Source organism: Saccharopolyspora antibiotica, from assembly GCF_047200635.1.
Lineage (GTDB): Bacteria > Actinomycetota > Actinomycetes > Mycobacteriales > Pseudonocardiaceae > Saccharopolyspora_C.
On record NZ_JBJZOI010000027.1, the window covers coordinates 32,886 to 58,234 of the forward strand.

The window sequence follows — 25,349 nt, forward strand, 5'->3', positions numbered from 1 at the left end:
GGGACGAAGGTCCTTGCTGTGCAGGGACGTTGTACCGACCCCTTGGGCGGAGGCCGCACCGCGCGGGGTTAGCATCGGCCATGCGAACGGCACGGCGGGAAGGGGAGTGTCGTGATCGAGCGCAAGGCGATCGTCTGCGTTGAAGACGGTGTTCGAGACCTGCGGGCGAGTGTTCGGGGCACACGTGACGAGGTGTTCGGGTGAGCGTTCTGGAAACCATCATCGAGGGCGTTCGCGAGGACATGGCCTCCCGCGAGTCCGCCGTTTCGTTCGACGAGATCAAGCAGCGGTCCGCGGCTGCTCCACCAGCGCACGACGTTCTCGCGGCCCTGCGCGCGCCGGGCGTCGGGGTGATCGCGGAGGTGAAGCGCCGCAGCCCGTCCAAGGGCGAGCTCGCGGAGATCGGTGAGCCCGCTGACCTGGCCCGGGACTACTCGGAGGCGGGCGCGCGGGTGATCAGCGTGCTGACCGAGCAGCGCCGCTTCGGCGGTTCGCTGGCGGACTTCGACTCGGTGCGGGCGAAGGTGAGCGGCACGCCGCTGCTGCGCAAGGACTTCATCGTGAGCCCGTACCAGGTGCACGAGGCCCGCGCGCACGGCGCGGACATGGTGCTGCTGATCGTGGCGGCGCTGGAGCAGAACGCGCTGGAGGCCCTGCTGGACCGGGTCGAGTCGCTGGGCATGACCGCCCTGATCGAGGTGCACACCGCGGAGGAGGCGGACCGCGCGCTGGAGGCCGGGGCGAAGGTCATCGGCATCAACGCGCGCAACCTGCACACCCTGGAGGTGGACCGGGAGGTGTTCGGGCGGATCGCGCCGGGGTTGCCGCCGGACGTGCTCAAGGTGGCGGAGTCCGGGGTGCGCGGCCCGAGCGATCTGATGGCCTACGCCGGGTCGGGCGCGGACGCCGTGCTCGTCGGGGAGGGGCTGGTGACCAGCGACAACCCGCGGGTCGCGGTCACCCAGCTGGTGACGGCCGGTTCGCATCCGGCCTGCCCGCGACCGAGCCGCTGAGGTTCCGCTCCGCCGCCCCGGCACCGCTTCCCGGTGTCGGGGCGGTGGTGTCGGGAACCCGGGGACGGGATGGTGTGGCGCGGGGAGTTTTCGGGCGGTCCGCCGCCCGCGATGGGGGCGACCCAGCCGGTCGCGGCTGGCGAGGACGATTGGAGAGGTGACCTTGATGGCGACGGTGCACGACGCGCGGGAGCACCGCGCGCACCGGCCGGACCGTCCGGTGCCCGAGGGGCACGACCCGGACGAGCGCGGCCACTTCGGTCCCTACGGCGGCCGCTTCATGCCGGAGGCGTTGATCGCCGCGCAGGACGAGCTCGCGGCGGAGTACGAGAAGGCCCAGCTGGACCCGGAGTTCGTCGACGAGCTCGCGCGGCTGCTGCGCGACTACGCGGGGCGGCCGTCGCTGCTGACGGAGGCGAAGCGGTTCGGCGAGCACGCGGGCGGGGCGCGGATCCTGCTCAAGCGCGAGGACCTGAACCACACCGGTTCCCACAAGATCAACAACGTGCTGGGGCAGGCGCTGCTGGTCAAGCGGATGGGCAAGCGCCGGGTCATCGCCGAGACCGGGGCCGGCCAGCACGGCGTCGCGACCGCGACGGCCTGCGCGCTGCTCGACCTCGACTGCGTGATCTACATGGGGAAGGTCGACACCGAGCGGCAGGCGCTGAACGTGGCGCGGATGCGGCTGCTCGGTGCGGAGGTCCGCCCGGTGGCGCACGGCTCGGCCACCCTGAAGGACGCGATCAACGAGGCGCTGCGGGACTGGGTCAGCAACGTCGACGACACCCACTACCTGCTGGGCACGGCGGCGGGAGCGCACCCGTTCCCGGTGATGGTCCGCAACTTCCACAAGATCATCGGCGAGGAGGCCCGCGCCCAGGCCGTAGAGCAGTTCGGCGGCCTGCCGGACGCGGTCGTCGCGTGCGTCGGCGGCGGCTCCAACGCGATCGGGATCTTCCACGGCTTCATCGACGACCCGGCGGTGCGCTTGGTCGGCTGCGAGCCCGCGGGCCACGGCCTCGACAGCGGGGAGCACGGGGCGACGCTGACCAGGGGAACCCCGGGCACCCTGCACGGCGCGCGCTCCTACCTGCTGCAGGACGACGACGGCCAGATCACCGAGGCCTACTCGATCTCGGCGGGCCTGGACTACCCGGGCGTCGGCCCGGAGCACTCGTACCTCAAGGACTCCGGTCGCGCCGAGTACCGGGCGGTCACCGACGACGAGGCGATGCAGGCCTTCAAGCTGCTCTCCCGCACCGAGGGCATCATCCCGGCGATCGAGTCCGCGCACGCCCTCGCCGGGGCGTTGCGGCTGGGCCGGGAGCTCGGCCCCGAGGCGACCCTGCTGGTGAGCCTGTCGGGCCGCGGGGACAAGGACATGGACACCGCCGCGAAGTACTTCGGTCTCGTCGACGAGGCGGGCGAAGCGGTCGCGGACGACGCGGACGGGGAGGCGGCGCGGTGAGCGCGGGGAACCTGCAGGAGGTGTTCGCGGGCTGCCGCGACGAGGACCGCGCGGCGCTGGTCGGCTACCTGCCCGCCGGATACCCCACGGTGCCGGGCTCGAAGGAGCTGCTGGCGGCGATGCTCGCCGGGACCGCTGAGGAGCCCGGCTGCGACCTCGTCGAGGTCGGCGTCCCGTTCTCCGATCCGGTGATCGACGGCCCGACCATCCAGGCCGCCGGGGACACCGCGCTGCGCGCCGGTTTCCGGTTGCGCGACCTGTTCGACGTGGTGTCCTCGGTCGCCGAGGCGGGTGGGCACGCGGTCGTGATGACCTACTGGAACCCGGTGCACCGCTACGGTCCGGATGCCTTCGCCCGCGACCTGCGGTCGGCGGGCGGCCTCGGCGTGATCACCCCGGACCTGGTCCCGGACGAGGCCGAGGACTGGATGGCCGCTTCCGACGCGCACGGGATCGACCGGATCTTCCTGGTCGCCCCGTCCTCCACCGAGCAGCGGCTGGCGATGACGGCGAAGGCCAGCTCCGGGTTCGTCTACGCCACCTCGGTGATGGGCGTGACCGGTGCGCGCGACGCCGTCGGCGACCAGGCGGAGGGCCTGGTGCGGCGCACCCGCGCGCACACCGACCTGCCTGTGGGGGTGGGCCTCGGTGTCCGCTCCGGGGCGCAGGCCGCGGAGGTCGCGAAGTTCGCCGACGGCGTGATCGTCGGCTCGGCGTTCGTGAACCGCGCCGAGCGGGACGGTGCCGACGGGGTGCGGGAGCTGGCGGCGGAGCTCGGACGCGGCGTGCGGTCCCGCTGAGCGGACCACGATCGGGAGGTCCGGAGAGGACCGATACGGTGGTCGGGTGAGCGCGCACAACCTGGCCGGCCCGGTGACGCAGGGCCCGATGACCCAGTTCTTGGCGAACATCCCCAGCCCACCGCAGGGGGTCTGGTACATCGGGCCGGTGCCGCTGCGCGCCTACGCGCTGTGCATCATCGCGGGCATCGTGGTCGCGATCCTGTGGGGTGACCGGCGGTGGCAGGCGCGCGGCGGGCGCAAGGGCACGGTCACCGACATCGCGGTGTTCGCGGTCCCCTTCGGCCTGGTCGGCGGGCGTCTATACCACGTGGCGACGGACTGGTACAAGTACTTCGGTCCGGGCCGTGATCCGCTGGACGCGCTGAAGGTCTGGGAGGGCGGCCTCGGCATCTGGGGGGCGGTGGCGCTGGGCGCCCTCGGCGCCTGGATCGGCTGTCGCAGGCGCGGTGTGCCGCTGCCGGCGTTCGCCGACGCGATCGCGCCCGCGCTGATCACGGCGCAGGCCATCGGCCGGCTGGGGAACTGGTTCAACCAGGAGCTCTACGGCAGCCCGACGACGGTGCCCTGGGGCTTGGAGATCTACCGCCGGGTCGACGAGTTCGGCATGGTCGACCCGATCCGGGGGCACGCGATCGACCAGGGCGCCCCGCTGGCGGTGGTGCACCCGACGTTCCTGTACGAGCTGCTGTGGAACCTGCTCATCGCGGTGCTGCTGGTGTGGGCGGACCGCAGGTTCCGGATGGGGCGCGGCCGGGTGTTCGCGCTCTACGTCGCCGGGTACACGGCGGGCCGGGTGTGGATCGAGATGATGCGCACCGACGCGGCCACCCACCTGTTCGGCATCCGCATCAACGTGTTCACCTCGCTGATCGTGTTCGCGCTGGCGGTGATCTACCTGCTGGTGGTGCGCGGCAAGCGGGAGGACCCGGAACTGGTGCGCGGCAAGCCGCTGCCCGGGGACGACGACTACGAGGCGGAACCTGCCTCCGGTGCGAAGACGGGCGGTGACGCCCAGGAGCCGTCAACGGCGACGACCGGGGAGAAGGCGGAGCCGGACCGCTCCCGCGAGGAGCGGGACCAGGAGTAGCGAACCGCTCGCGGCCGCGGCACCGGATCCCGGGGCCGCGGCCGTCGTCGCACCGGGGTCACCCCCGCGCGGGGGTGACGACCGGGTTGCCGTCCGGGCCGGTCAGCACGGTGACCCGGGCGTCGTAGTGCTCGGTGAGCACTGCGGGCGTGAGGACCTCGGCGGGCGTGCCCCGCGCGGCGATGCCGCCGTCGGCGAGCAGCAGCAGCTCCTCGGCGTACTGCCCGGAGATCGTCAGGTCGTGCAGCGTGGTGATCACCGTGGTGCCCAGCTCCCGGCGCAGCTCGTCGACGAGGTCCAGCAGCGCCTGCGCGTGCCCGATGTCGAGCCCCGTGGTCGGCTCGTCGAGCAGCAGCACCCCGGCGCGCTGCGCGAGCGCCCGCCCCAGCACGGCCCGTTGCCGCTCCCCGCCGGACAGCTCGGTCAGCGCCCGCCCGGCGAGCCCGCGCAGGTCCAGGCGGTGCAGGATCCCCTCGACGATCTCCAGGTCGGCAGCGCCCTCCCGGCCCAGGGGACCGAGGTGCGGGGTGCGGCCGAGCAGCACGTAGTCGGCGACGGTGAGCCCCGTCGGGAGCTGCGGGACCTGCGGCGAGTAGGCGAGCAGCCGCGCCCGCTCCCGGCGGCCCGCCGCGCGCAGCTCCCTCCCGCCGACGCGCACCGTCCCGCCGTGCGGCAGCAGCCCGGCGACTGCCTTGAGCAGGGTGGACTTGCCGGAACCGTTGGGTCCGATGATCGCCAGCCAGCTCCCGGCGGGCACTCGCGCGGACACCCCGGACAGCACGGTGCGCCGCCGGTATCCGGCGGTGAGCTCGTGCACCCGCAGCTCGGTCACGTGCGCCTGCTCCGGTGCAGCAGCACGGCGAAGAACGGCGCCCCGGTGAAGGCGGTGACCACCCCGATCGGAAGTTCGGCGGGGGCGAGCACCGTGCGCGCGAGCACGTCCGCGAGCACCAGGAACGCCCCGCCGAACAGCAGCGACAGCGGCACCACGATCCGGTTGCTCCCGCCGAAGACCAGCCGAACCAGGTGCGGGACGACGAGCCCGACGAACCCGATCAGCCCCGCGACCGAGACCGCGGCGGCGGTGGCCAGCGAGGCGGCGAGCAGCACCGCGGCCCGCACCCGGCCGGGGTGCACCCCGAGCGAAGCGGCCTCCTCGTCACCGGTGCCGAGCAGGTCCAGCAGCCGTCCGCAGGCGCACAGCACCGCGCCGGAGAGCACGAGCAGCGGCAGCACCAGCAGCACGTCGCTCCACCCCGCGGTGCTCACCCGGCCGAGGATCCACAGGTAGACCTGCTGCAGGCTTTCCAGCCGCAGCTGCTGCAGGAAGGTCTGCCCGGCGGCGAGGAACGCGCCGACGGCGACCCCGGCCAGCACGAGCGTCGCCGCGTCGCCGCCCGCCGAGCGTCCCAGCAGCCAGGTGAGGCCGACGCCGCCGAGCGCCCCGGCGAACGCCGCGGCCTGCGCGGTGCCCGGTGCCGAGGCGGCCTGCGGCCAGGCGGTGATGAGCAGCGTGACGGCGAGCCCGGCGCCCCCGGCGGCGCCCAGCAGGTAGGGATCGGCGAGCGGGTTGCGGAACACGCCCTGGAAGGCCGCTCCGGACACGGCCAGGGCCGCCCCCACCAGCGCCCCGAGCACCGCGCGCGGCACCCGCAGCTGCCAGAGGATCGCGGCCTCGCGCTCGGACAGCGGGCTGTGCCCGCCGGTGAGCTGCGCGGTGATCTCCGCGAGCACCCGGGTCCAGCCCAGGTCGGCGGCGCCGAGCAGCACCGAGGCGAGCAGTGCGAGCAGCAGCGCGGCCGTTCCCGCCAGCAGCGGGCCCGGCCGCAGCCGGGACGGGCGCGGCACCCCGCTCAGGGCCGCTGGGTCTGCGACACCGCGTCGCTGACCGAGCGCACCAGGTCCACCACGCGCGGTCCCCAGCGGCTCGCGATGTCGTCGTCGAGGGCGATGACGTGGTTCTCCCGCACGGCGGTGAGGGTGTTCCAGCCGGGCCGCTCGGCGACGGCCCGGGAGGTGACCCCGCAGCACTCCGCGTCCGCGAGGAAGATCAGGTCGGGGTCGGCTTCGACGATCCGCTCCTGGGACAGCTGCGGGTACTCGTTGCCCCCCGTGCCGGCCTCGTCGGCGATGTTGGTGAGCCCGAACAGCCCGTAGACGCCGCCGATGAAGCTGCCCGAGGTGGCGGTGTAGTGGTCGGGGCTGAGCTCGTGGAAGTAGCTCAGCGGCTCCGGCGGTGTCGGCGTGTCGGCGACGATCTTCTTGATGTCCTCGCGCATCCGGCCGGTGACGTCGCGGGCCTGCCTGCTGTGCCCGGTGGCCTGGCCCAGCGTCTCGATCTGCGCGTAGGCCTCGTCGAGGCTGGCCGCCGCGGGCGTGACCAGCACCGGGATTTCCAGCTTCCGCAGCCCGTCGACGAGCTCGGCGGCACCCTCGGGCGCGATGACCAGGTCCGGGTCGTGCCCGGCGACGGCGGCCGCGTCGCTGGTGAGGGCGTTGAGCTCGGTGCGCGGCGCGTCCTGCGGGAAGGTCGAGAGCTGGTCGGCGGCCGCGACCTGGTCCCCGGCGCCGATCGCGTACAGCGATTCGGTGGCCGTGGGGCTGAGCGAGACGACGTGCTTGGGTTGCTGGGTCAGGGTCACCGGTTCCTGGCCCGCGAGGGTGATCTGCGCGGGGAACGCGGCGGCGGGATCTTCGACCGGGGCCTCCGGCGCCGGTGAAGGGGTGCGCGTGGCGCACGCCGTGCCGGCGAACAGCAGGGCCAGCACGGTCAGCAGCAGGGCGGGCAGGCGGCGGAACCCGAGCATGACGTCCTCGTGGTCGGGCCGGTGCACCACGGGTGCGCACCGGGCGCGGTGGCGGGCGGCGACGCCCGCGCGAACGCACCGGAATTCGCTGCCGCGAGCGCCCCGAGCTGGAAAGATACCAGGGGCGGATCGGTGACCCGTGCGGAGCGGGTGCGCGGTCGTCCCGACCGCGCCCGGACCTCGCCGGTTCCATCGGAAGTCGGAATATTCACGCGGGCCGAGAGCTTACTTGTGGTGCTGCTTCCGGGTATCGTGCCTGTTAAGGTTCGACGAATTCCGACCGTGGGCGACGGTGCCCAGCAGCGGTGAGCGGGCCCCTCGCGGGTGCGGGGGAGGGCCGTCAGCGGTGCGGCGGTCCCGTCGCGGCCCGGGTGGTTGAGAACTCCGACGCTCCGCGCAACGGATCGACGCGGGGCTCCGCGCCCGAGCACCGGCCCCTGGTCCGATCGCCGAACTCCTTGCTGTTGTTCGCCGAGCGCGGTGCCCATTCCCGGCTCGGTTCCTCGTCCAGCGCCGGACGACCACCGCGGGCCAGCGTCGTCCCGTGCCCCGAAGAGATCATCGCTCGTTCCGCGGTGCTCTCCAGCACGAGAACCGACGAGGGAGGTTTGCGCAGTGGCCTTCTCTGCCTTTCCCAGCGAGCAGGGTCTCTACGACCCCGCTGCCGAGCACGATTCCTGCGGCGTCGCCATGGTGGCCGATGTCCGCGGCCGCCGCTCGCACGGCATCGTGGCCGACGCGTTGACCGCGCTGGCGAACCTGGATCACCGCGGGGCCGCGGGCGCCGAGCCGACCAGCGGTGACGGGGCCGGGCTGCTGCTGCAGCTGCCCGATGCGCTGCTGCGCGCCTGCGCGGGCGTGGCGCTGCCGGAACCGGACGCGGCGGGCCGGGCCCGCTACGCGGCGGGCATCGCGTTCCTGCCCGCCGAGGCGGAGCGCCGCGCCGAGGCCGTGGCCCTGGTGGAGCGGGTCGCCACCGAGGAGGGCCTGCACGTGCTGGGTTGGCGGGACGTGCCGATCGCGCCGGAGCGCGCCGGGGTCGGCAGCACCGCCCTCGCGTGCATGCCGCACTTCGCGATGCTGCTGGTGGAGGGTTCGGCCGACGAAGCGGGTCTGGAGCTGGACCGGTTGGCGTTCTGCCTGCGCAAGCGCGCCGAGCGGGAGTCGGCGCGGGAGGGCGCGGAGCTGTACTTCGCGTCGCTGTCGGCGCGCACCCTGGTCTACAAGGGGATGCTCACCACCGAGCAGCTGCCGCTGTTCTTCCCGGATCTCACCGACGAGCGCCTGGTCTCGGCGATCGCCGTGGTGCACAGCCGGTTCTCCACGAACACCTTCCCCTCCTGGCCGCTGGCCCACCCGTTCCGCTACCTGGCGCACAACGGCGAGATCAACACGATTCGCGGGAACCGGAACCGGATGCGGTCCCGGGAGGCGTTGCTGGCCTCGGACCTGATCCCGGGCGACCTGTCCCGGCTGTTCCCGATCTGCGCCGAGGACGGTTCGGATTCGGCTTCGTTCGACGAGGTCCTGGAGCTGCTGCACCTGGGTGGGCGGAGCCTGCCGCACGCGGTGCTGATGATGATCCCGGAGGCGTGGGAGAACCACGCGGAGATGGACGCCGAGCGCAAGGCCTTCTACCGCTTCCACGCGGGCCTGATGGAGCCGTGGGACGGCCCGGCCTGCGTCACCTTCACCGACGGTTCCCTGGTGGGGGCGGTGCTGGACCGCAACGGGCTGCGCCCGGCGCGCTGGTGGCGCACCGCGGACGACCGGGTGGTGCTGGCCAGCGAGTCCGGCGTGCTGGACCTCAAGCCCGAGGAGGTCGTGGCGAAGGGCCGCTTGCAGCCGGGCCGGATGTTCCTGATCGACACCGAGCAGGGCCGCGTCGTGGACGACGACGAGGTCAAGTCGGCGCTGGCCGCCGAGCACGCCTACGGGGAGTGGCTGCACTCGGGCCAGCTGAACCTCGGGCAGCTCGCGGATCGGGAGCACGTGGTGCAGAGCCACGAGTCCGTGGTGCGCCGCCAGCTCACCTTCGGCTACACCGAGGAGGAGCTGGCGCTGCTGCTGTCCCCGATGGCCGTGGGCGGTGCGGAGCCGCTGGGCTCGATGGGATCGGACACCCCGCAGGCGGCGTTGTCGCAGCGCTCCCGGCTGCTCTACGACTACTTCGTGCAGCACTTCGCGCAGGTCACGAACCCGCCGCTGGACGCGATCCGGGAGGAGATCGTGACCTCGGTGGCGCGCGTGATGGGCCCGGAGCAGAACCTGCTGGAGCCGGTCCCGGCCTCCTGCCGCCACGTCGTGCTGCCCACCCCGGTGATCGACAACGACGAGCTGGCGAAGCTCATCCACATCAACTCCGACGGTGACCTGCCCGGGTTCGCCTCCACGGTGCTCTCCGGCCTGTACGAGGCGGACGGCGGCGGGGCCGCGCTGGCCGAGGCCGTCGAGCGGGTGCGCCGCGAGGCTTCCGAGGCCATCGCGCAGGGCGCCCGGGTACTAGTGCTCTCCGATCGCGATTCCGATCACCGGCGGGCTCCGATCCCGTCGCTGCTGCTGGTCTCCGCCGTGCACCACCACCTCGTGCGGACCAAGGAGCGGCTCAAGGTCGCGCTGGTCGTGGAGACCGGTGATGCCCGCGAGGTGCACCACGTGGCGGCGCTGCTCGGCTTCGGTGCCGCCGCGGTCAACCCGTACCTGGCCTTCGAGACGATCGAGGACATGATCGCCACCGGTCAGATCACCGGGACCCGGCCGCGGGTGGCGATCCGCAACTACGTGCAGGCGCTGGTCAAGGGCGTGCTCAAGGTGATGTCGAAGATGGGCATCTCCACCGTCGGCGCCTACACGGCGGCGCAGATCTTCGAGGCCGTGGGGCTGTCGAAGGAGCTCGTCGAGGAGTACTTCACCGGTACCGGCACCCAGCTCGGCGGGGTCGAGCTGGACGTGCTGGCCGAGGAGGTCGCGCAGCGGCACCGCCGCGCCTACCCGGACAACCCGACCGACCGCGCGCACCGCAGGCTGGAGGTCGGCGGCGAGTACGCCTACCGCCGCGAGGGCGAGCTGCACCTGTTCTCCCCGGAGATGGTGTTCCACCTCCAGCACGCCACCCGGACCGGCAAGGTGGAGGCGTACCGCAGCTACACGGACGAGTGCGACCGGCTGGCCCGCGAGGGCGGCACGCTGCGCGGCATGTTCGAGTTCGACAGCGGCCGCGATCCGGTGCCGCTGGACGAGGTCGAGCCCATCTCGGCGATCATGAAGCGGTTCGCGACCGGCGGCATGAGCTACGGGGCGATCTCCGCGGAGGCGCACGAAACGCTGGCGATCGCGATGAACCGCATCGGCGGCCGCTCCAACTCCGGCGAGGGCGGCGAGGACGCGGACCGCCTCTACGACCCGGAGCGCCGCTCCGGGATCAAGCAGGTGGCCTCCGGCCGCTTCGGCGTGACCAGCGAATACCTGGTCAACGCCGAGGACGTGCAGATCAAGATGGCGCAGGGCGCGAAGCCCGGCGAGGGCGGCCAGCTGCCCGCGCACAAGGTGTACCCGTGGATCGCGAGGACGCGGCACTCCACGCCCGGCGTCGGTCTGATCTCGCCACCGCCGCACCACGACATCTACTCGATCGAGGACCTGGCCCAGCTGATCCACGACCTGAAGAACGCCAACGACCGGGCGCGGGTGCACGTGAAGCTGGTCAGCTCGGTCGGCGTCGGGACGGTCGCGGCGGGCGTGAGCAAGGCGCACGCCGACGTGGTGCTCATCTCCGGGCACGACGGCGGGACGGGCGCGGCGGCGCTGACCTCGCTCAAGCACGCGGGCACCCCGTGGGAGATCGGACTCGCCGAGACGCAGCAGACGCTGCTGCTCAACGGCCTGCGGGACCGGATCACGGTGCAGGTCGACGGTGGCATGAAGACGGGCCGGGACGTGGTGGTCGCGGCGCTGCTGGGAGCCGAGGAGTACGGCTTCGCCACGGCCCCGCTGGTCGTCGAGGGCTGCGTGATGATGCGCGTCTGCCACCTCGACACCTGCCCGGTGGGCGTGGCCACCCAGAACCCGGAGCTGCGCAAGCGCTACACGGGCCGCGCCGAGCACGTGGTGAACTTCTTCGAGTTCGTCGCCGAGGAGGTCCGCGAGCACCTGGCGCGGCTCGGCTTCCGCTCCCTGGACGAGGCGATCGGCCAGGTCAGCGCCCTGCGCACGGACGAGGCCGTGGAGCACTGGAAGACCACCGGCCTGGACCTGAGCCCGGTGTTCGCTGAACCGGAGGCGCCGCGCTCGGCGGTGCGCCGCCGCGTCCGCGAGCAGGATCACGGCCTCGAGCACGCCCTGGACCGCACGCTGATCCAGCTGGCGGAGGCCGCGCTGGAGGACGCGCACCCGGTGCGGCTGCGGTTGCCGGTGCGGAACGTGAACCGCACCGTCGGCACCCTGCTGGGGGCCGAGGTCACCCGGCGCTACGGCGGTGCCGGCCTGCCGGAGGACACGATCCACGTGCAGCTCGAAGGCTCGGCCGGGCAGTCGCTGGGCGCGTTCCTGCCCCCGGGCATCACGCTGGAGATGGTCGGCGACGCGAACGACTACGTCGGCAAGGGCCTCTCCGGCGGCCGCGTGGTGGTGCGCCCGCACCGGGATTCGGCGTTCGCCGCCGAGGACCAGGTGATCGCGGGCAACGTGATCGGCTACGGCGCCACCTCCGGCGAGCTGTTCCTGCGCGGCAAGGTGGGGGAGCGGTTCTGCGTGCGGAACTCGGGCGCGACCGCGGTCGCCGAGGGCGCCGGGGACCACGCCTTCGAGTACATGACCGGGGGCCGGGCGGTGGTGCTCGGCGGCACCGGCCGCAACGTCGCGGCCGGCATGTCCGGCGGCATCGCCTACGTGCTGGACCTGGATCCGGTGCGGGTGAACACGGCGATGGTGGACGTGCAGCGGCCGACCGCGAAGGACCTCAGGTGGTTGCACGAGGTGGTGCGCCGCCACCACGAGTGGACCGGTTCCACGGTGGCCGCTTCGCTGCTGGGCGACTGGACCCGGCGCTCGGCGGCGTTCACGAAGATCATGCCCCGCGATTACGCGCGGGTGCTGGAGGCGATGCGGCTGGCCCGTTCCGAGGGCCGCGACGTCGAAGAGGCGATCATGGAGGCGTCCCGTGGCTGACCCGAAGGGTTTCCTGAAGTTCTCCCGGGCCGAGGCCCCGAAGCGCTCCCACGACGAGCGGCTGGGTGACTGGCGGGAGGTCTACGCCGCGCTGTCCACCGCGGACCGAGACCGGGAGGTCTCGACGCAGGCGTCGCGCTGCATGGACTGCGGCATCCCGTTCTGCCACTCCGGTTCGGCCGGGTGCCCCCTGGGCAACCTCATCCCCGAGTGGAACGACCAGGTCCGCCGCGGTCACTGGGACCGGGCGGGTGAGCGGCTGCACGCCACGAACAACTTCCCCGAGTTCACCGGCAGGCTCTGCCCCGCGCCGTGCGAGGCGGCCTGCGTGCTCGCGATCTCCCCGGACGCCGGGGGCGCGGTGGCGATCAAGAGGGTGGAGGAGACCATCGCGGAGGTCGCCTGGGAGCACGACCAGGTGCGGCCGCAGCCCTCGGAGATCCGCACCGGGCACCGCGTCGCCGTGGTGGGCTCCGGCCCGGCCGGTCTCGCCGCCGCCCAGCAGCTCACCCGCGCCGGGCACGAGGTCACGGTGTACGAGCGCGACGACCGCCTCGGCGGCCTGCTCCGCTACGGCATCCCCGAGTTCAAGATGGAGAAGTCCGTCCTGGACCGGCGGCTCGGCCAGATGCGCGCCGAGGGCACCCGCTTCGTCACCGGCTGCGAGGTCGGGGTGGACCTGACCGTGGAGCAGCTGCGCGCCGGGCACGACGCGGTGGTGCTCGCGGTGGGGGCGTTGCGCGGCCGCGACGACCGCTCGGTGCCCGGCCGGGAGCTCGACGGCGTGCACCTGGCGATGGAGCACCTGGTGCCGGCGAACAAGGAGGTCGAGGGCGACGGCCCGACGCCGATCTCCGCGGCGGGCAAGCACGTCGTGGTCATCGGCGGCGGTGACACCGGCGCGGACTGCTACGGCACGGCGACCCGGCAGGGCGCGCTGAGCGTGCTGCAGCTCGACCAGTACCCGCAGCCGCCGACGCAGCGCGACGACGAGCTGTCCCCGTGGCCGACCTGGCCGTACCTGCTGCGCACCTACCCCGCGCACGAGGAGGCGGGGGAGCGCCGCTTCGCGGTGGCGGTGGAGGAGTTCGTCGGCGACGACGAGGGCCGGGTGCGCGCGGTGCGGCTGCGGGAGGTGCGCGTGGAGCGCGACGCCGACGGCAGGCGCCAGGTGGTCCCGGTGTCCGAGGAGGCCGAGGAGCTGCCGTGCGACCTGGCGCTGTTCGCGATCGGGTTCGAGGGCGTGGAGCACCTGCCGCTGCTCGGCGGGCTCGGCATCGAGCTGTCCGGGCGCGGCACCATCGGCTGCGGCTCGAACTGGGAGACCTCGGCGCCGGGCGTGTTCGTCTGCGGTGACGCGCACCGCGGGGCGTCGCTGGTGGTGTGGGCGATCGCGGAGGGCCGGTCCGTGGCCAGCGCCGTGGACGCCCACCTCACCGGCAGTTCCGGCCTGCCCTCGCCGGTGCACCCGACGGCCCTGCCGCTGGCGGCCGTCTAGCTCGCCGCCCGCGCCCGCCCCGCCGCTGGGGCGGGCGCGGGCTCAGGGCAGCAGCCGCGCGGTGTAGCCCGCGTCGACGAGCCGCCGGTAGGCCGCGTGCACCTCGCCGGGGACCGGCTGCGGGATCGCGAACCCGAGCTCGGCGTAGCGGGTGATCCGCTGCGTGTCGCCTACCAGCATGGCGATCACCCGTGCCGGGTCGCCGATGCTCGCCACGTGCTCCTCCAGCGGCAGGGATCCGCCCGCGCAGACGAACTCCGCCTCGGGCCACCGCTGCTTCGCCGTCGCGTAGGCGCGGCGCTGCTGGTACGGGCGCGAGATCAGCATGATCTCGGTGGCGGGCAACCGCCGCCGCGCCAGCAGCTCCCGGGTGAAGTCGATGTTCTCCCCGGTGTTCGTCGCCGCCGTTTCCAGCAGGATCGCCTCGTCCGGGACGCCGAGCGCCAGCGCGTGCTCCCGGAAGTGCACGGCCTCCCCACGCGGGAACCGCTCGACGGTGGTGGGCGCGTTGGCACCGGTGAACACGATCCGGGGGAACCAGCCCTGGTGGTAGAGCTCCGCGGCGCGCGTCGCGACCCCGAGGTCGTGGCTCCCGAGCCCCACCCCCGCGTCGCACACCCGGAGTTCGTGCCGGAGGTCGTGGTAGTCCCACAACGTCCGCACCGCCGCCGCCAGCTCCGGTGGCAACCCCATCGATCCGCACCTCCCCGCGACTCCGCCGGACTCCCCGGCCTGCCGACGACGCTCTCCCACTGCCGTGCGATCCGCCCGCGCCGCGCGCCCGGCCGTACGGGGCAGTTCCGGCGGTCGCCTCGGGCCGGGCCGGTGGAGCGCGGCCACCGGCCCCGAGCCGTCGATCACTCCGCCAGGGCGGAGAGCACCTCCGGTGGTTCCGGGCCGGTGTGCACGACGCCGAGGCGCTGGGTGGCGCGGGTCAGGGCGACGTAGAGATCGTTGAGCCCGCGCGCGGACTCCCCGAGCACCCGGTCCGGGTCGGCGACCAGCACCGAGTCGAACTCGAGGCCCTTCGCCTGCTCCACGGTGAGCACGACGGCCCGCGACTCCAGCCCGTCCTGCCCGGCCCCGAGCTCCGCCTCCGGCACGAGGTCGGCCACCCGCCCTCCGACCTCGGCGAGGTGTTCCGGTGGCAGCAGCACCGCGAGGGTGCCCTCGACCGCGTCCAGCTCGGCGCGCACCAGTTCCGGCAGCTCCGCGGCCAGCTGCGCCTCCGGCACCTGCCGGATCCACGGCTGGTGCCCGCTGGTGCGGACCGAGGTCGGGGCCTCCAGCTCGGTGTCCATCGCCTCCAGCACCTCGGCGGCCACCGACATGATCTCCGCCGGGGTCCGGTAGTTGACGGTGAGCTCGGACAACGCCCACCGGTCCATCACGTACGGGGAGAGCACCTCGTCCCAGGACGAGGCCCCGCCCAGCGCCCCGGTCTGCGCGATGTCGCCGACCAGCGTCATCGACCGGCTCGGGCAGCGGCGCATCAGCACCCGCCAGGCCATCGCCGAGAGCTCCTGCGCCTCGTCGACGATGACGTGCCCGAACGTCCAGGTGCGGTCCTCCGCCGCGCGCTCGGCCGCCGTCAGATCGCTGCGGGTGCGGTGCCGCTGCGCCAGCAGCTCGGCGTCGAGCACGTCCGAGACCCGGAGCCGCTCCTCGTCGGCGATCTCCTCGTCCTGCTCCATGAGGTGCAGGACTCCCTGGGCGTAGGCGAGTTCCTCCCGCTCCTGGCGCGCCTGCTCCTCGTGGGCCTTCGTGTCGTCCTCGCCGAGCAGTTCGGCGAGTTCGTCCAGCAGCGCCGCGTCCGCCGGGGTCCACGGCGAACCGGGAGCGCGCAGCAGCGCGGCCCGCTCCTGCTCGGACAGGTGCTTGCGGGCGGCGGTGGTGAGCCGCTTCGGGGTGCTCAGCAGCTCGTCGAGCAGCCGCTGCGGGGTGAGCTGCGGCCACAGCGCGTCGAGGACCTCGCCGACGGCCTCGTCGGAGCGCAGCTCGGCGCCGATGTCGTCCAGGTCGCGCCGGTCCAGCAGGTCCCGGCCGAGCCGGTCCGCCACCTGCCGGGTCAGTCCCGAGATCATCTCCTTGCGGAAGATCTTGCGGGCGTGGTTGTGCGGCTTGCGGGACCGGCGGGCGCGGCTGCGGGCGTGCGAGACGAGGTTCTTGCCGATGGTCAGCGGCTCCCGGTCGAACTGCACCTCGATCGGGTTCTTCGGGACCTGCTGGCGATCGCGCACCGCCGAGTTGAGGACGCTCACCATCGTCGCGCGCCCCTTGATCTCGGCGGCCGCGGCGGGTTCGGCGGCGGTGGCGGTGATGCCGGGGAACAGCTCGCCCGCGGTGGACAGCAGCACACCGGTTTCGCCGAGCGAGGGCAGCACCTGGCCGATGTAGCGCAGGAACGTCGAGTTCGGGCCGACGACCAGCACACCGCGCCGGGTCAGCTGCTCGCGGTAGGTGTAGAGCAGGAACGCGGCCCGGTGCAGCGCCACCGCGGTCTTGCCGGTGCCGGGGCCGCCCTGCACCACGAGCACCCCGTTCATGGGGGCGCGGATGATGCGGTCCTGCTCGGCCTGGATGGTGGCGACGATGTCGCCCATCTGCCCGGTGCGCCGCGCGTCCAGCGCCGCCAGCAGCGTCGCCTCGCCGGCCAGGCCGAGGTCGCTGCCCTGCTCGGCGGCGTCGAGGTCGAGGATCTCGTCCTCCAGCTCGACGACGGTGCGCCACTTGCTGCGCAGGTGGCGCCGCCGCCACACGCCGTCGCGGGCGGCGGCGGTGGCCAGGTAGAACGGCCGCGCGGCCGGGGCGCGCCAGTCGATGAGCAGCGGCTCGTACTCGCGCTCCTCGTCGAACAGGCCGAGCCGTCCGATGTGGAACACCTCGTCGCTGTCCAGGTCCAGGCGGCCGAAGCAGAGCCCGTGCTCCACGGCGCTGAGCTGGGTCAGCTTGTCGGTGTACATCGTGGTGGAGATGTCGCGCTCGGTGCGCGCCTGCGGCGTGCCGCCGGTCTGTCGCAGTGTGTCGGTGAGCCGCTTCGTGGCATCTCGGCGGAGCTCGTCGAGCTTGTCGTAGAGCGTCGAGACGTACTGCTGCTCAGCGGCTAGGTCGTCGGTGCGGTCGGGTCCCCGATCAGCTCGGGCGTTGGACAACGTGGCTCCACCTCGTGCTCAAGCGTGATGTGTCGGAACGATGCATCGGCGGGCCGCGGTGCGTCCCGGGCGAGAAGTCCGACCAACCATCATACCGGCCGCGAGGAGGCGGCCTGTCGGCTACAGCAGCAGGTCGAGCACGCAGATGACCGCGAAGGAGACCACCGAGAGGATCGTCTCCATCGCCGACCAGGTCTTGAGCGTCTGCCCGACGCTCATGCCGAAGTACTCCTTCACCAGCCAGAACCCGGCGTCGTTGACGTGCGAGAAGAACAGCGAACCGGAGCCGATGGCCAGCGCGATCAGCGCGCCGTGCACCGGATCGAGCCCGACCACCAGCGGTGCGACCATGCCGGCGGCGGAGATCGTGGCGACCGTCGCGGAGCCGGTCGCGACCCGGATGGCCACGGCGATCAGCCAGGCCAGCAGCAGCGGCGACAGGTTCGCGCCCGAGGCCACGTCGGTGATCATGGTGTTGACGCCGGACTCGACGAGGGTCTCCTTGAACCCGCCGCCCGCGCCGACGATGAGGATGATCCCCGCGACCGGCGGCAGCGATCCTCCGACGATGCCCGACAGCGCGCCGCGCCCCAGCCCGGAGCGCGGTCCGAGCACGGCCATCGCGATCAGCACGGTCAGCATCAGCGCCACCACCGGCGTGCCCAGGGTGTCGAGCACGACGTAGCCCGCGCTGTCCTCGGCCAGCCACAGGTCGGCGACGGACTTGCCGAGCATGAGCACCACCGGCAGCAGCAGCATCACCACCGAGGGCGCGAACCCGGGGCGGCGTCCGCCGCTGTCCGGGCCGGGGGCCTTGCCCAGCAGTGCCGACGCCGGGGGCAGTTCCACGCGCGGCGCGATGAACGAGCCGAACACCGGCCCGGCGACCACGGCGGTGGGGATGGCGACGAGGATGCCGAGGGCGAGGGTGGTGCCGAGGTCCACGCCGAGCGCGTCGACCGCGGCCAGCGGCCCCGGGTGCGGCGGCACCAGGCCGTGCAGGATGGAGAGCCCGGCCAGCGCGGGGATCCCGATCCGCAGCATCGGCTGCTCGGAGCGGGCCGCGACCATGACCACGATCGGCACCAGCAGGACCACGCCGACCTCGAAGAACATCGGCAGGCCCAGCAGCGCGGCCACGAACACCATCGCCCACGGCAGGGTGCGCCGGGTGGTGCGCGACAGGACGGTCTCGACGATCTGCTCGGCGCCGCCGGTGTCGGTGAGCAGCCTGCCCAGCATCGCGCCGAGCGCGACCAGCAGGCCCACGTCGCCGACCGTCTTGCCGAGGCCTCCGGTGAACGTCTCGACGAGGTCCGCGAAGGGCATCCCCGCCACGACGCCGAGCGTCGTCGCGCCGAGCGCGAGCGCCAGGAAGGGGTGCAGCTTCACCCAGCTGATGAGCACGACGATCACGGCGATGCCGCCTACCGCGGCCGCCACCAGCCGGGTGTCGTGCGCGGTCCAGGCGTCGGCCGGGGCTTGCGCGAGCAGGCTCGCCGCGGCGGGGGAAATCGATGGCATGGGGGCTCCTCGCTGAGCTGGTGCGCGATCAGCCTAGATGCTCATCACCTTTAAGTATGACTTTTTTCGCCAGTGAACCGATTAAGTAGGCCCTGTTAATCGGCTCACCGGCACACTGCGGACGAGCGCTCACCGCGGCACCCGGTGCGGGGAGCGAGAGGTTCGAGAGCGGGCGGCTAGGTTGAGAGCAGACGGGACGAGGGGGAACCGGTGAGCGGCGGACTGCACGGGCAGGTGGTCGACGTGCTCGGCCACGAGATCAGCGCGGGTGAGCACCCGCCCGGCACCGTGCTGCGCATCGACGGGCTGGAGCGGCGCTTCGGCATCTCCCGCAGCGTCGCCCGCGAGGTCGTGCGCACCCTCGCCTCGATCCGGCTCGTCGTCAGCCGCAAGCGCGTCGGCGTCGTGGTGCGCCCCCGCGCCGAGTGGAACACCTTCGACCCGGCGCTGATCCGCTGGCTGCTCGCGGTGGACCGCGCCGCCCAGGTCCGCACCCTCGTCGAGCTGCGCACCGCGGTGGAACCCGTCGCCGCCGCGGCCGCCGCCCGGAACGCCGGTCACGAGCAGGCCGCACGGCTGGTCGCGCTCGCCGAGCGGATGGTCGCCACCGCCCGCGCCGGGGACCTGGAGGCGTTCCTGGAGGCCGACGTCGACTTCCACGGCTCGGTGCTCGCCGCCTCCGGCAACGAGATGTTCGCGCAGCTGCGCGACGTGTTCGGGGAGGTGCTGCGCTGGCGCACCGGCCAGGGACTGATGCCCGAGCACCCCGAGCCGGTGGCGCTGCGCCTGCACTGCGAGATCGCCGAGTGCGTCCGCGCCGGTGATCACGAGCGGGCCGAGTCGGCGATGCGGGAACTCGTGCAGGAGGCCTTCGAGGGCACCCTCGAAGGCCTCGCCGCCGGGCGGGCTCAGTAACCCTCGTAGGACCCGCCGCCACCGACGCCGACGACGCCGGGCACGTTCGACACCGAGCCGTAGCGCTCGATCGAGTAGCGGGTCGCGGCCACGATGTTGTCCACCGGGTTCCAGATGTCCTGGTGCCCGGGCAGCGCGTAGGACTCGAAGGTCGGGTCGATGGTCTGCATCAGGCCCTTGGAGGGGGTGCCGGCCGCCGCGTTCGAGTCCCAGGCGTTCGCGGCCGTCGGGTCGCCGCCGGACTCGTGCTCGATGATCGTGCGCAGCGCCGCCGGGTCCACCTGGTCGCGGGGCACGCCGTGCGCCTCCAGCACCGCGGTCGCCTGCCCGATCCAGCCGTCGATCGGGTCAGCGGGAACGATGCCCGGACCCGGACCGGTGTTCGGGGGACTCACCGGTCCGGGCGGGACCTGCCCGGCCACCTCGGCGGCCGGGAGCCCGGGGTCGGCGACCTGCTCGTCGGCGGCGGGCACGGGGGCGGCCGGGGCTCCGGGTGCGGCGACCTGCTCGGCGGCGGGGGATCCGCCGAGCGCGGCGCTGAGCACTCCGGTGGCGAGGACGGCGGCGCCGAGCTGCGCGCGCCGCATCCTCGGGCTGAGCCGGTGGGGGCCGGCCGCGGCGTCGTCGCCGATGCTCCGCAGCTCGCGCAGCGCCGGGACCGCCCGTTCGCGCAGGCGCCGCAGCGCGGCCGGGGCCCTGCCTGGCGCGGTGCGGTCGGGGTCGGACAGGACGTCGGGGAAGGTGTGGTCGGGGGAACTCACGAGATCCGACGTTCCCTCACCGCCCGTGCACCTGCATCGCGGTATTTACCTACGCGGGTACCTGCTTCAGGGGCGTCCGGGGGAACCTGGGACGGCGCCGGTCACGCTCGGTGCCGAAGCGGACGCGAGCGGCGGGTGATCGCCGGGGCGGATCCTTCCTGCCGAGGTCCCTCCGGGTCAAGACGACCGGCGTCCCGCGAGCCATCCGGCGATCTGGGCCCGGGAGGAGAAGTCCAGCTTGGTCAGGATGTGCTGCACGTGGCCCTCCACGGTGCGCTGCGCGATGACCAGCGATTCGGCGATCTCCTTGTTCGTGCGGCCCTGCGCGACGAGTTCGGCGATCTCCCGCTCCCGCTTCGTCAGCGTCGTCACCGCCAACTCGTCCGGCGGCGCCGAGCGGGTAGTGCGCTTGAGCTCCAGCGCGTAGTCCACGGCGGCCTCCGGGGACATCTCGTAGCCGCGGTCGAAGGCGTCCCGGTAGGCGCGCTCGCCCAGCTCCCGGCGGGTCCCCGTCTCGTGCTCCTCGTGCAGGGCGCGGAACGTCCCGAAGAACTCCGGCGCCGCCCGGACCGCGTCCCACACCGCCGCGGCCGCTCCGAACAACCGCGCCGCCCGCTCGTCGCGGCCCAGCCCGTGCGCGATCCAGGCCAGGATGTCGATGGTGAACGCGCTGGAGAGCCGGTTGTCCAGGGTGCGCTGCAACCGCAGCGCTTCCTTCGCCGCCGTCTCCGCCCGCGCCGAGGCACCCCGGATGATCTCGATCTGCGCGCAGCCCCACAACGCCGCCGATCGCCAGAACAGCTCACCCCGCGCCATCGACTCCTCGACGCACTCCCGCAGCAGCGCGATCCCCCGGTCGTGCTCTCCGAGCAGGCCTGTGACCAGGCCCAGCGCCGAGAGAGCGAACCACTCCCCGGACGGGTCCTCGACCGACCGGAAGCTCTCCAACGCCTCGCCCAGCAGCCGCTGCGCCGAATCGAGATCGTCGTGGAAGAACGCCGCCAGGCCCCGGATCTGCGCCACGTAAGCCAGGTCGAACTCGTCCTGGTGCTCGTCGGCCAGCTCCGCCGCCTCGTCCAGCAGCCGCTCGGCGGCCGCGGTGTCGCCGTGCAGCAGCGCGAACCAGGCGTTCGCCCGCAGGCCCGACACCCGCTCCGGTGCGTCGGGCGCGACGTGCGCCAACGCCATCTCCAGCCAGTGCCGCGCCTCCCCGTTGAGCCCGCGGACGCCCCAGAACGGGGTGAGTCGCGACGCCATCCGCAGCGCGATCGGCGCGGTGCCCGGCCGGTGCGCGGCCGTGTCCAGCGCCAGCCGCAGGTTGTCCAGGTCCAGCCGCAGCTCCCGCACCCACGCCACCTGGTTGGGCCCCGGCCAGTCGATCGCGAACCGCTCCACGACCTCGGCGTACCAGTCCCGGTGCCGGTCCAGCACCCGCTGCCGCTCCCCGGAGGCCACCAGCCGCTCGTGCCCGTAGTCGCGCAGCGCGTGCAGCAACCGGAACCGCACCTCGTCGCCCTCCTGCTCGCGCATCAGGATCGACTGGTCCACCAGGGAGTGCATCGCTCCCAGCACGTCCACCCGGCTCAGCCCGTTCCTGGCGACGTGCTCGGCGGCGCCCAGCGCGAAGCTGCCCGCGAACACCGAGACCCGCGCCCACGCCATCCGGTCCTGCTCCGAGCACAGCTCGTAGCTCCAGTCCACCATCGCCCGCAGGCTCTGCTGCCGCGCCGGGGCGCCGCGCCGACCCTCGCTGAGCAGGGCGTAGCGCTCCACCAGCCGTTCCTCCAGCTGGGGCAGCGACAGGGACCGCAGCCGCACCGCCGCCAGCTCGATCGCCAGCGGATTGCCGTCCAACCGGGCGCACAGCCGCATCAGGACCGCGCCGTCCTCCTCGCTCACCTCGAAGTCCGGCACCGTGGCCCGCGCCCGGTCCAGGAACAGCCGCACCGAGGAGAACTGCTCGTGGGAACCGGGCGGCGGCGGATCGTCCAGGTCCGGCATCTGCAACGGCGGCACCACCGCCGTCGCCTCCCCGGCCACGCCCAGCGACTGCCTGCTGGTGGCGAGGATCCGCACGCCCGGGCACCAGCGCAGCACCGAATCCACGAACAGCGCGGCGTCCTCGATGACGTGCTCGCAGTTGTCCAGCACGAGCAACATCTCGCGGTGCCGGAGGTGCTCGACCACGGAGTCCACGTCGGCGCCGGAGGAGGGGCCACCGAGGCTGAGCTGCTCGATCGCGGCCTCGGCGATCAGCGCGCCGTCCCGGAGATCCTCCAGGCTCACGCACCACGCCTTGTCCCGGAAGTTGCGCCGCATGCTGCCCGCCACCCGCAGCGCCAGCCGGGTCTTGCCGACCCCGCCCTGCCCGGTGAGCGTCACCAGCCGGGACTCGGCGAGCAGCCGCTTGGTCCGGGTGATCTCGTGCCGCCGGCCGACGAAGCTGGTGACGTCGACCGGTAGGTTGCCCGCCGACTCGCGGACGCGGGCCGAGCGCGCGCTGGAGACCACGCCCTGAGCCTAACCCCGTTCTCCGCCCACCGTCGGAGCGATCTTGCAGGTCAGGGCCTCGCGCCGTCGAGCAGGCCCGGGCGAGATCGATGCGCCGGGCACCCGGCACCTGCCGCGGGAACGCGGTGGGAGTCCCGGTGCGACCGCGTTCTCCGGCCGGGCGCGGAAAACCGGGGGCGGGATGTCGGTGCCGGGTGCGAGGCTGCGCGCATGGGAACCGATGCCAAGGACGACCTGCACGAGTACCTGCGCGCCGCGCGGCAGGCCCTGCTGTGGAAGCTCGACGGGCTCTCCGACTACGACGTCCGGCGGCCGCTGACGGCGACCGGGACCAACCTGCTCGGTCTGCTCAAGCACGTCGCCAGCGTCGGGGTCGAGTACTTCGGGACGGTGCTCGGCCGTCCCTTCCCGGAGCCGATGCCGTGGATCCAGAACGGCGGCGAGGCCAACGAGGACATGCACGCCTCCGCCGAGGAGTCCCGCGAGCAGATCATCGCGTTCTGGCACCGGGCCTGGGCGCACGCCGACGCGACCATCGAGGCCCTGCCCCTGGACGCCCCGGGCCGGGTGCCGTGGTGGCCACCGGAACGCGCGGAGATCACGATGCACCGGCTGCTGGTGCACGTGCTGGAGGAGGTCGCTCGGCACGCGGGCCACGCCGACATCGTCCGCGAACTCGTCGACGGCGCCGCGGGCAGGCGGGAGGGCAGCAGCAACCTGCCCGAGCACGACCAGGCGTGGTGGACTGACTACCACGACCGGCTGGAGGAGATCGCCCGCGCGAGCCGCTAGGCCCGCTGCCTGCGACGCACCATCTCCGCGATCCAGACCGGCGCGTACGGGGACGTGCAGTTCGGCGGCGTCGGGTAGTCCTTGAGCACTTCCAGCCGCTGCCCGATGTCGATCGCCCGCTCCCGGAGCTCGGGGTGCTCGATCCCGATCCACGCGAGGCAGTGGTTCATCGCCCACTGCAACCGGTCCGGTGCATCCCGCATCCGCTCCTCGATCACGTCGAGCAGCCCCGGCAGGTCGAGGCCGTCCGGAGCCTTCGCCACCCGGTCCGCGGTCAGCCGCCACCCGGCGCTGGCCACCACGGGATCCGGGTCGGCGGACCAGACGAGGCGCAACCGCTCGGCGTGCGGGCTCTTCTTCACCGCGGTGCCCACGAGCCAGTCGTGCACCTTCGGGGTGCGTGCCGCGCGCAGCATCGCGTCCAGCTCCGCGGGCTCGAACTCCTTGGGGCGGCAGATCAGGATCGCCACCAACCGCGCCGCGGAATCGCCGGTGTCCCACAGCGCGAGCGCGAGCTCGTGCTGCGTCTTCAGCCGCTTCGCGATCGCGCGCAGCTTCCCGAGGTTCACCCCGTGGTCGTCGCCGTGCCGCTGGTTCACGGCGCGCGCCTTCGGGTCCTCCAGCTCGGCGAGTTCGGCCATCACCTCGGCCACCGTCGTCCCGGGCACTTCGGCCTCCGATCGCGCGAGAGTGGCTGCGTCCGTCGTCGCGACCCTACGTCGCCGATCCCTGCCCGAGGGCGCGTCACCAGGTGTGATGTCCCCGATCCGGGGCCGCTTAGGCTGGTTCCATGCGGTTCGAGGGTTTCGGCGACGGCGCGGTCGAGTTCTACGAGGGCCTGGAGGCCGACAACTCCAAGGCCTACTGGGCCGACCAGCTGACCACGTATCGCGAGCACGTGCGCGCTCCGATGGAGGCGCTGCTCGCCGAGCTCGAACCCGAGTTCGCCGCCGGGGTCGGCTCGGGCGGCGCGCCCGGCAGGGGAAAGGTGTTCCGGCCGCACCGGGACGTGCGGTTCAGCGCCGACAAGGCGCCGTACAAGACCCACTGCGGGGCGGTGATCGAGGCCGGGCGCGGCGGTGGCGCCTACTACGTCGAGATCAGCGCCGCGGGAATGCTCGTCGCGGGCGGCTGCTTCCACGCCGAACCGGACCAGCTGGCCCGGTACCGGGCGGCGGTGGACGAGCCGCTGCACGGCGAGCGGTTGACGGAGATCGTCGACGCGCTGGGCCCGCGCTGGGAGCTCGCCGGCGACGTCCTCGCCACCCGGCCCCGCGGCGTGCCCGCCGACCACCCGCGCCTGGAGCTGCTGCGGCACCGCACCCTCCACGCGGTGCGGCGCTGGGAGCCGGACGACTTGCTGCACGAGCGGGGTTGCCTCGCCCGGGTGCGCAGGGGCTGGCGTGAGCTGCGCGAGCTCAACCGGTGGTGCGCCGACCACGTGGGACCGAGCGAACGGCGGCGATGATCAGCAGACCGGCCACCGCGCCGAGCACGTCGACGAGCCCGTCCGCCAGGTCGCCGCTGCGTCCGAGCGGCAGCACCGCCTGCAGGGTCTCGGACAGCGCCGCGTAGCCGATCAGCCCGGCGGCCAGCGGCAGCGGACGGACCCGGGCCGCCCGGCCCGTGCACGCCAAGGCGAGGAACAGCGCGAAGTGCACCACCTTGTCGGTGCCCGGCGGCGCCGAGGGCACCCCCGAGGCGGGGGTGAACAAGATGATCAGACTGATCGCGACGGTCGCTCCGAAGAGCAGCTGAGCGGGCCGTGGCCTGGAATGATTCAGCACCGCAAGATCCCGATCGGTTCGATTCCCGGTGGCTGCGTATTCCACGCTCGGCCGGAGAGACTAGG

At 73.2% G+C, this 25,349-nt stretch carries 19 protein-coding genes; 9 read left to right on the forward strand and 10 right to left on the reverse strand.

Annotation, left to right across the window (positions count from 1 at the left end):
• Positions 1-200 precede the first annotated feature (200 nt).
• The 4 genes from trpC (at position 201) to lgt (ending at position 4,371) form a co-directional block, all read left to right on the forward strand.
• Entirely contained in the window at positions 201-1,013 is an 813-nt protein-coding gene (gene trpC / locus ACL03H_RS20835) for an indole-3-glycerol phosphate synthase TrpC (protein WP_412812971.1), read from the forward strand.
• A gap of 166 nt (positions 1,014-1,179) precedes the next feature.
• Positions 1,180-2,481: a tryptophan synthase subunit beta gene (trpB, locus tag ACL03H_RS20840; protein WP_412812972.1), complete on the forward strand. Its 1,302-nt coding sequence runs from the start codon at positions 1,180-1,182 to the stop codon at positions 2,479-2,481.
• On the forward strand, positions 2,478-3,281 hold the full coding sequence (trpA, locus tag ACL03H_RS20845; protein ID WP_412812973.1) for a tryptophan synthase subunit alpha: 804 nt from the start codon (positions 2,478-2,480) through the stop codon (positions 3,279-3,281). The genes trpB and trpA overlap by 4 nt, the downstream gene beginning before the upstream one ends.
• A gap of 88 nt (positions 3,282-3,369) precedes the next feature.
• The gene (gene lgt / locus ACL03H_RS20850; RefSeq protein ID WP_412813001.1) at positions 3,370-4,371 is read left to right on the forward strand and encodes a prolipoprotein diacylglyceryl transferase; all 1,002 of its coding nucleotides are present in this window, start codon (positions 3,370-3,372) and stop codon (positions 4,369-4,371) included.
• A gap of 58 nt (positions 4,372-4,429) precedes the next feature.
• Here the strand turns inward: lgt and ACL03H_RS20855 are convergent, their stop codons facing one another.
• From ACL03H_RS20855 to ACL03H_RS20865, 3 genes are read right to left on the reverse strand one after another with little or no spacing between them, the layout of a single operon-like run.
• Positions 4,430-5,203: an ABC transporter ATP-binding protein gene (locus ACL03H_RS20855; protein ID WP_412812974.1), complete on the reverse strand. Its 774-nt coding sequence runs from the start codon at positions 5,201-5,203 to the stop codon at positions 4,430-4,432.
• The gene (locus ACL03H_RS20860) at positions 5,200-6,219 is read right to left on the reverse strand and encodes a FecCD family ABC transporter permease (protein ID WP_412812975.1); all 1,020 of its coding nucleotides are present in this window, start codon (positions 6,217-6,219) and stop codon (positions 5,200-5,202) included. The genes ACL03H_RS20855 and ACL03H_RS20860 overlap by 4 nt, the downstream gene beginning before the upstream one ends.
• A gap of 5 nt (positions 6,220-6,224) precedes the next feature.
• Positions 6,225-7,208: an ABC transporter substrate-binding protein gene (locus ACL03H_RS20865; protein WP_412812976.1), complete on the reverse strand. Its 984-nt coding sequence runs from the start codon at positions 7,206-7,208 to the stop codon at positions 6,225-6,227.
• A 585-nt stretch (positions 7,209-7,793) separates the two neighbouring features.
• Between ACL03H_RS20865 and gltB the strand changes: the two genes are divergently transcribed.
• Both gltB and ACL03H_RS20875 read left to right on the forward strand, forming a co-directional pair.
• A complete protein-coding gene (gene gltB, locus ACL03H_RS20870) occupies positions 7,794-12,344 on the forward strand; it encodes a glutamate synthase large subunit (RefSeq protein ID WP_412812977.1) in 4,551 nt (1,516 codons plus the stop codon).
• On the forward strand, positions 12,337-13,842 hold the full coding sequence (locus ACL03H_RS20875) for a glutamate synthase subunit beta (RefSeq protein WP_412812978.1): 1,506 nt from the start codon (positions 12,337-12,339) through the stop codon (positions 13,840-13,842). The genes gltB and ACL03H_RS20875 overlap by 8 nt, the downstream gene beginning before the upstream one ends.
• A gap of 42 nt (positions 13,843-13,884) precedes the next feature.
• On the opposite strand, the gene ACL03H_RS20880 is transcribed toward ACL03H_RS20875, so the two are convergent.
• The 3 genes from ACL03H_RS20880 to ACL03H_RS20890 all read right to left on the reverse strand — a co-directional run bounded on the left by ACL03H_RS20880 (position 13,885) and on the right by ACL03H_RS20890 (position 18,518).
• Entirely contained in the window at positions 13,885-14,535 is a 651-nt protein-coding gene (locus ACL03H_RS20880) for a YdcF family protein (protein WP_412812979.1), read from the reverse strand.
• 164 nt (positions 14,536-14,699) lie between these two features.
• Positions 14,700-16,994 (reverse strand): HelD family protein, encoded by a 2,295-nt coding sequence (locus tag ACL03H_RS20885; protein ID WP_412812980.1) that lies wholly within the window; start codon positions 16,992-16,994, stop codon positions 14,700-14,702.
• A gap of 120 nt (positions 16,995-17,114) precedes the next feature.
• Positions 17,115-18,518, reverse strand: coding sequence for a GntT/GntP/DsdX family permease (locus tag ACL03H_RS20890; protein ID WP_412812981.1), 1,404 nt, complete (start codon positions 18,516-18,518; stop codon positions 17,115-17,117).
• A gap of 210 nt (positions 18,519-18,728) precedes the next feature.
• Here ACL03H_RS20890 and ACL03H_RS20895 point away from each other — a divergent pair, with 210 nt between their 5' ends.
• Positions 18,729-19,433 (forward strand): FadR/GntR family transcriptional regulator, encoded by a 705-nt coding sequence (locus ACL03H_RS20895; protein ID WP_412812982.1) that lies wholly within the window; start codon positions 18,729-18,731, stop codon positions 19,431-19,433.
• Here the strand turns inward: ACL03H_RS20895 and ACL03H_RS20900 are convergent.
• Both ACL03H_RS20900 and ACL03H_RS20905 read right to left on the reverse strand, forming a co-directional pair.
• Positions 19,427-20,194 carry a transglycosylase SLT domain-containing protein gene (locus ACL03H_RS20900; RefSeq protein ID WP_412812983.1) on the reverse strand — a complete coding sequence of 256 codons (768 nt, stop codon included), beginning with the start codon at positions 20,192-20,194 and terminating at the stop codon, positions 19,427-19,429. The genes ACL03H_RS20895 and ACL03H_RS20900 overlap by 7 nt on opposite strands.
• 177 nt (positions 20,195-20,371) lie before the next feature.
• The gene (locus ACL03H_RS20905; protein ID WP_412812984.1) at positions 20,372-22,705 is read right to left on the reverse strand and encodes an ATP-binding protein; all 2,334 of its coding nucleotides are present in this window, start codon (positions 22,703-22,705) and stop codon (positions 20,372-20,374) included.
• 210 nt (positions 22,706-22,915) lie between these two features.
• Here ACL03H_RS20905 and ACL03H_RS20910 point away from each other — a divergent pair, with 210 nt between their 5' ends.
• On the forward strand, positions 22,916-23,497 hold the full coding sequence (locus tag ACL03H_RS20910; RefSeq protein WP_412812985.1) for a DinB family protein: 582 nt from the start codon (positions 22,916-22,918) through the stop codon (positions 23,495-23,497).
• Here ACL03H_RS20910 and ACL03H_RS20915 read toward each other — a convergent pair.
• On the reverse strand, positions 23,494-24,165 hold the full coding sequence (locus ACL03H_RS20915) for a DNA alkylation repair protein (protein ID WP_412812986.1): 672 nt from the start codon (positions 24,163-24,165) through the stop codon (positions 23,494-23,496). The two genes, ACL03H_RS20910 and ACL03H_RS20915, sit on opposite strands and share 4 nt — an antisense overlap.
• Positions 24,166-24,287: 122 nt before the next feature.
• Here ACL03H_RS20915 and ACL03H_RS20920 point away from each other — a divergent pair, with 122 nt between their 5' ends.
• Entirely contained in the window at positions 24,288-24,965 is a 678-nt protein-coding gene (locus ACL03H_RS20920; RefSeq protein WP_412812987.1) for a DUF2461 domain-containing protein, read from the forward strand.
• Here ACL03H_RS20920 and ACL03H_RS20925 read toward each other — a convergent pair.
• Entirely contained in the window at positions 24,916-25,212 is a 297-nt protein-coding gene (locus tag ACL03H_RS20925; protein ID WP_412812988.1) for a VanZ family protein, read from the reverse strand. The genes ACL03H_RS20920 and ACL03H_RS20925 overlap by 50 nt on opposite strands.
• Positions 25,213-25,349 lie beyond the last annotated feature (137 nt).

Excerpts from the sequence above, each read along its gene's own strand:
- trpB (WP_412812972.1), top strand. The coding sequence starts at position 1,180 with ATGGCGACGGTGCACGACGCGCGGGAGCACCGCGCGCACCGGCCGGAC.
- lgt (WP_412813001.1), top strand. The coding sequence starts at position 3,370 with ATGACCCAGTTCTTGGCGAACATCCCCAGCCCACCGCAGGGGGTCTGG.
- ACL03H_RS20880 (WP_412812979.1), bottom strand. The coding sequence starts at position 14,535 with ATGGGGTTGCCACCGGAGCTGGCGGCGGCGGTGCGGACGTTGTGGGAC.
- ACL03H_RS20890 (WP_412812981.1), bottom strand. The coding sequence starts at position 18,518 with ATGCCATCGATTTCCCCCGCCGCGGCGAGCCTGCTCGCGCAAGCCCCG.
- ACL03H_RS20910 (WP_412812985.1), top strand. The coding sequence starts at position 22,916 with ATGGGAACCGATGCCAAGGACGACCTGCACGAGTACCTGCGCGCCGCG.
- ACL03H_RS20920 (WP_412812987.1), top strand. The coding sequence starts at position 24,288 with ATGCGGTTCGAGGGTTTCGGCGACGGCGCGGTCGAGTTCTACGAGGGC.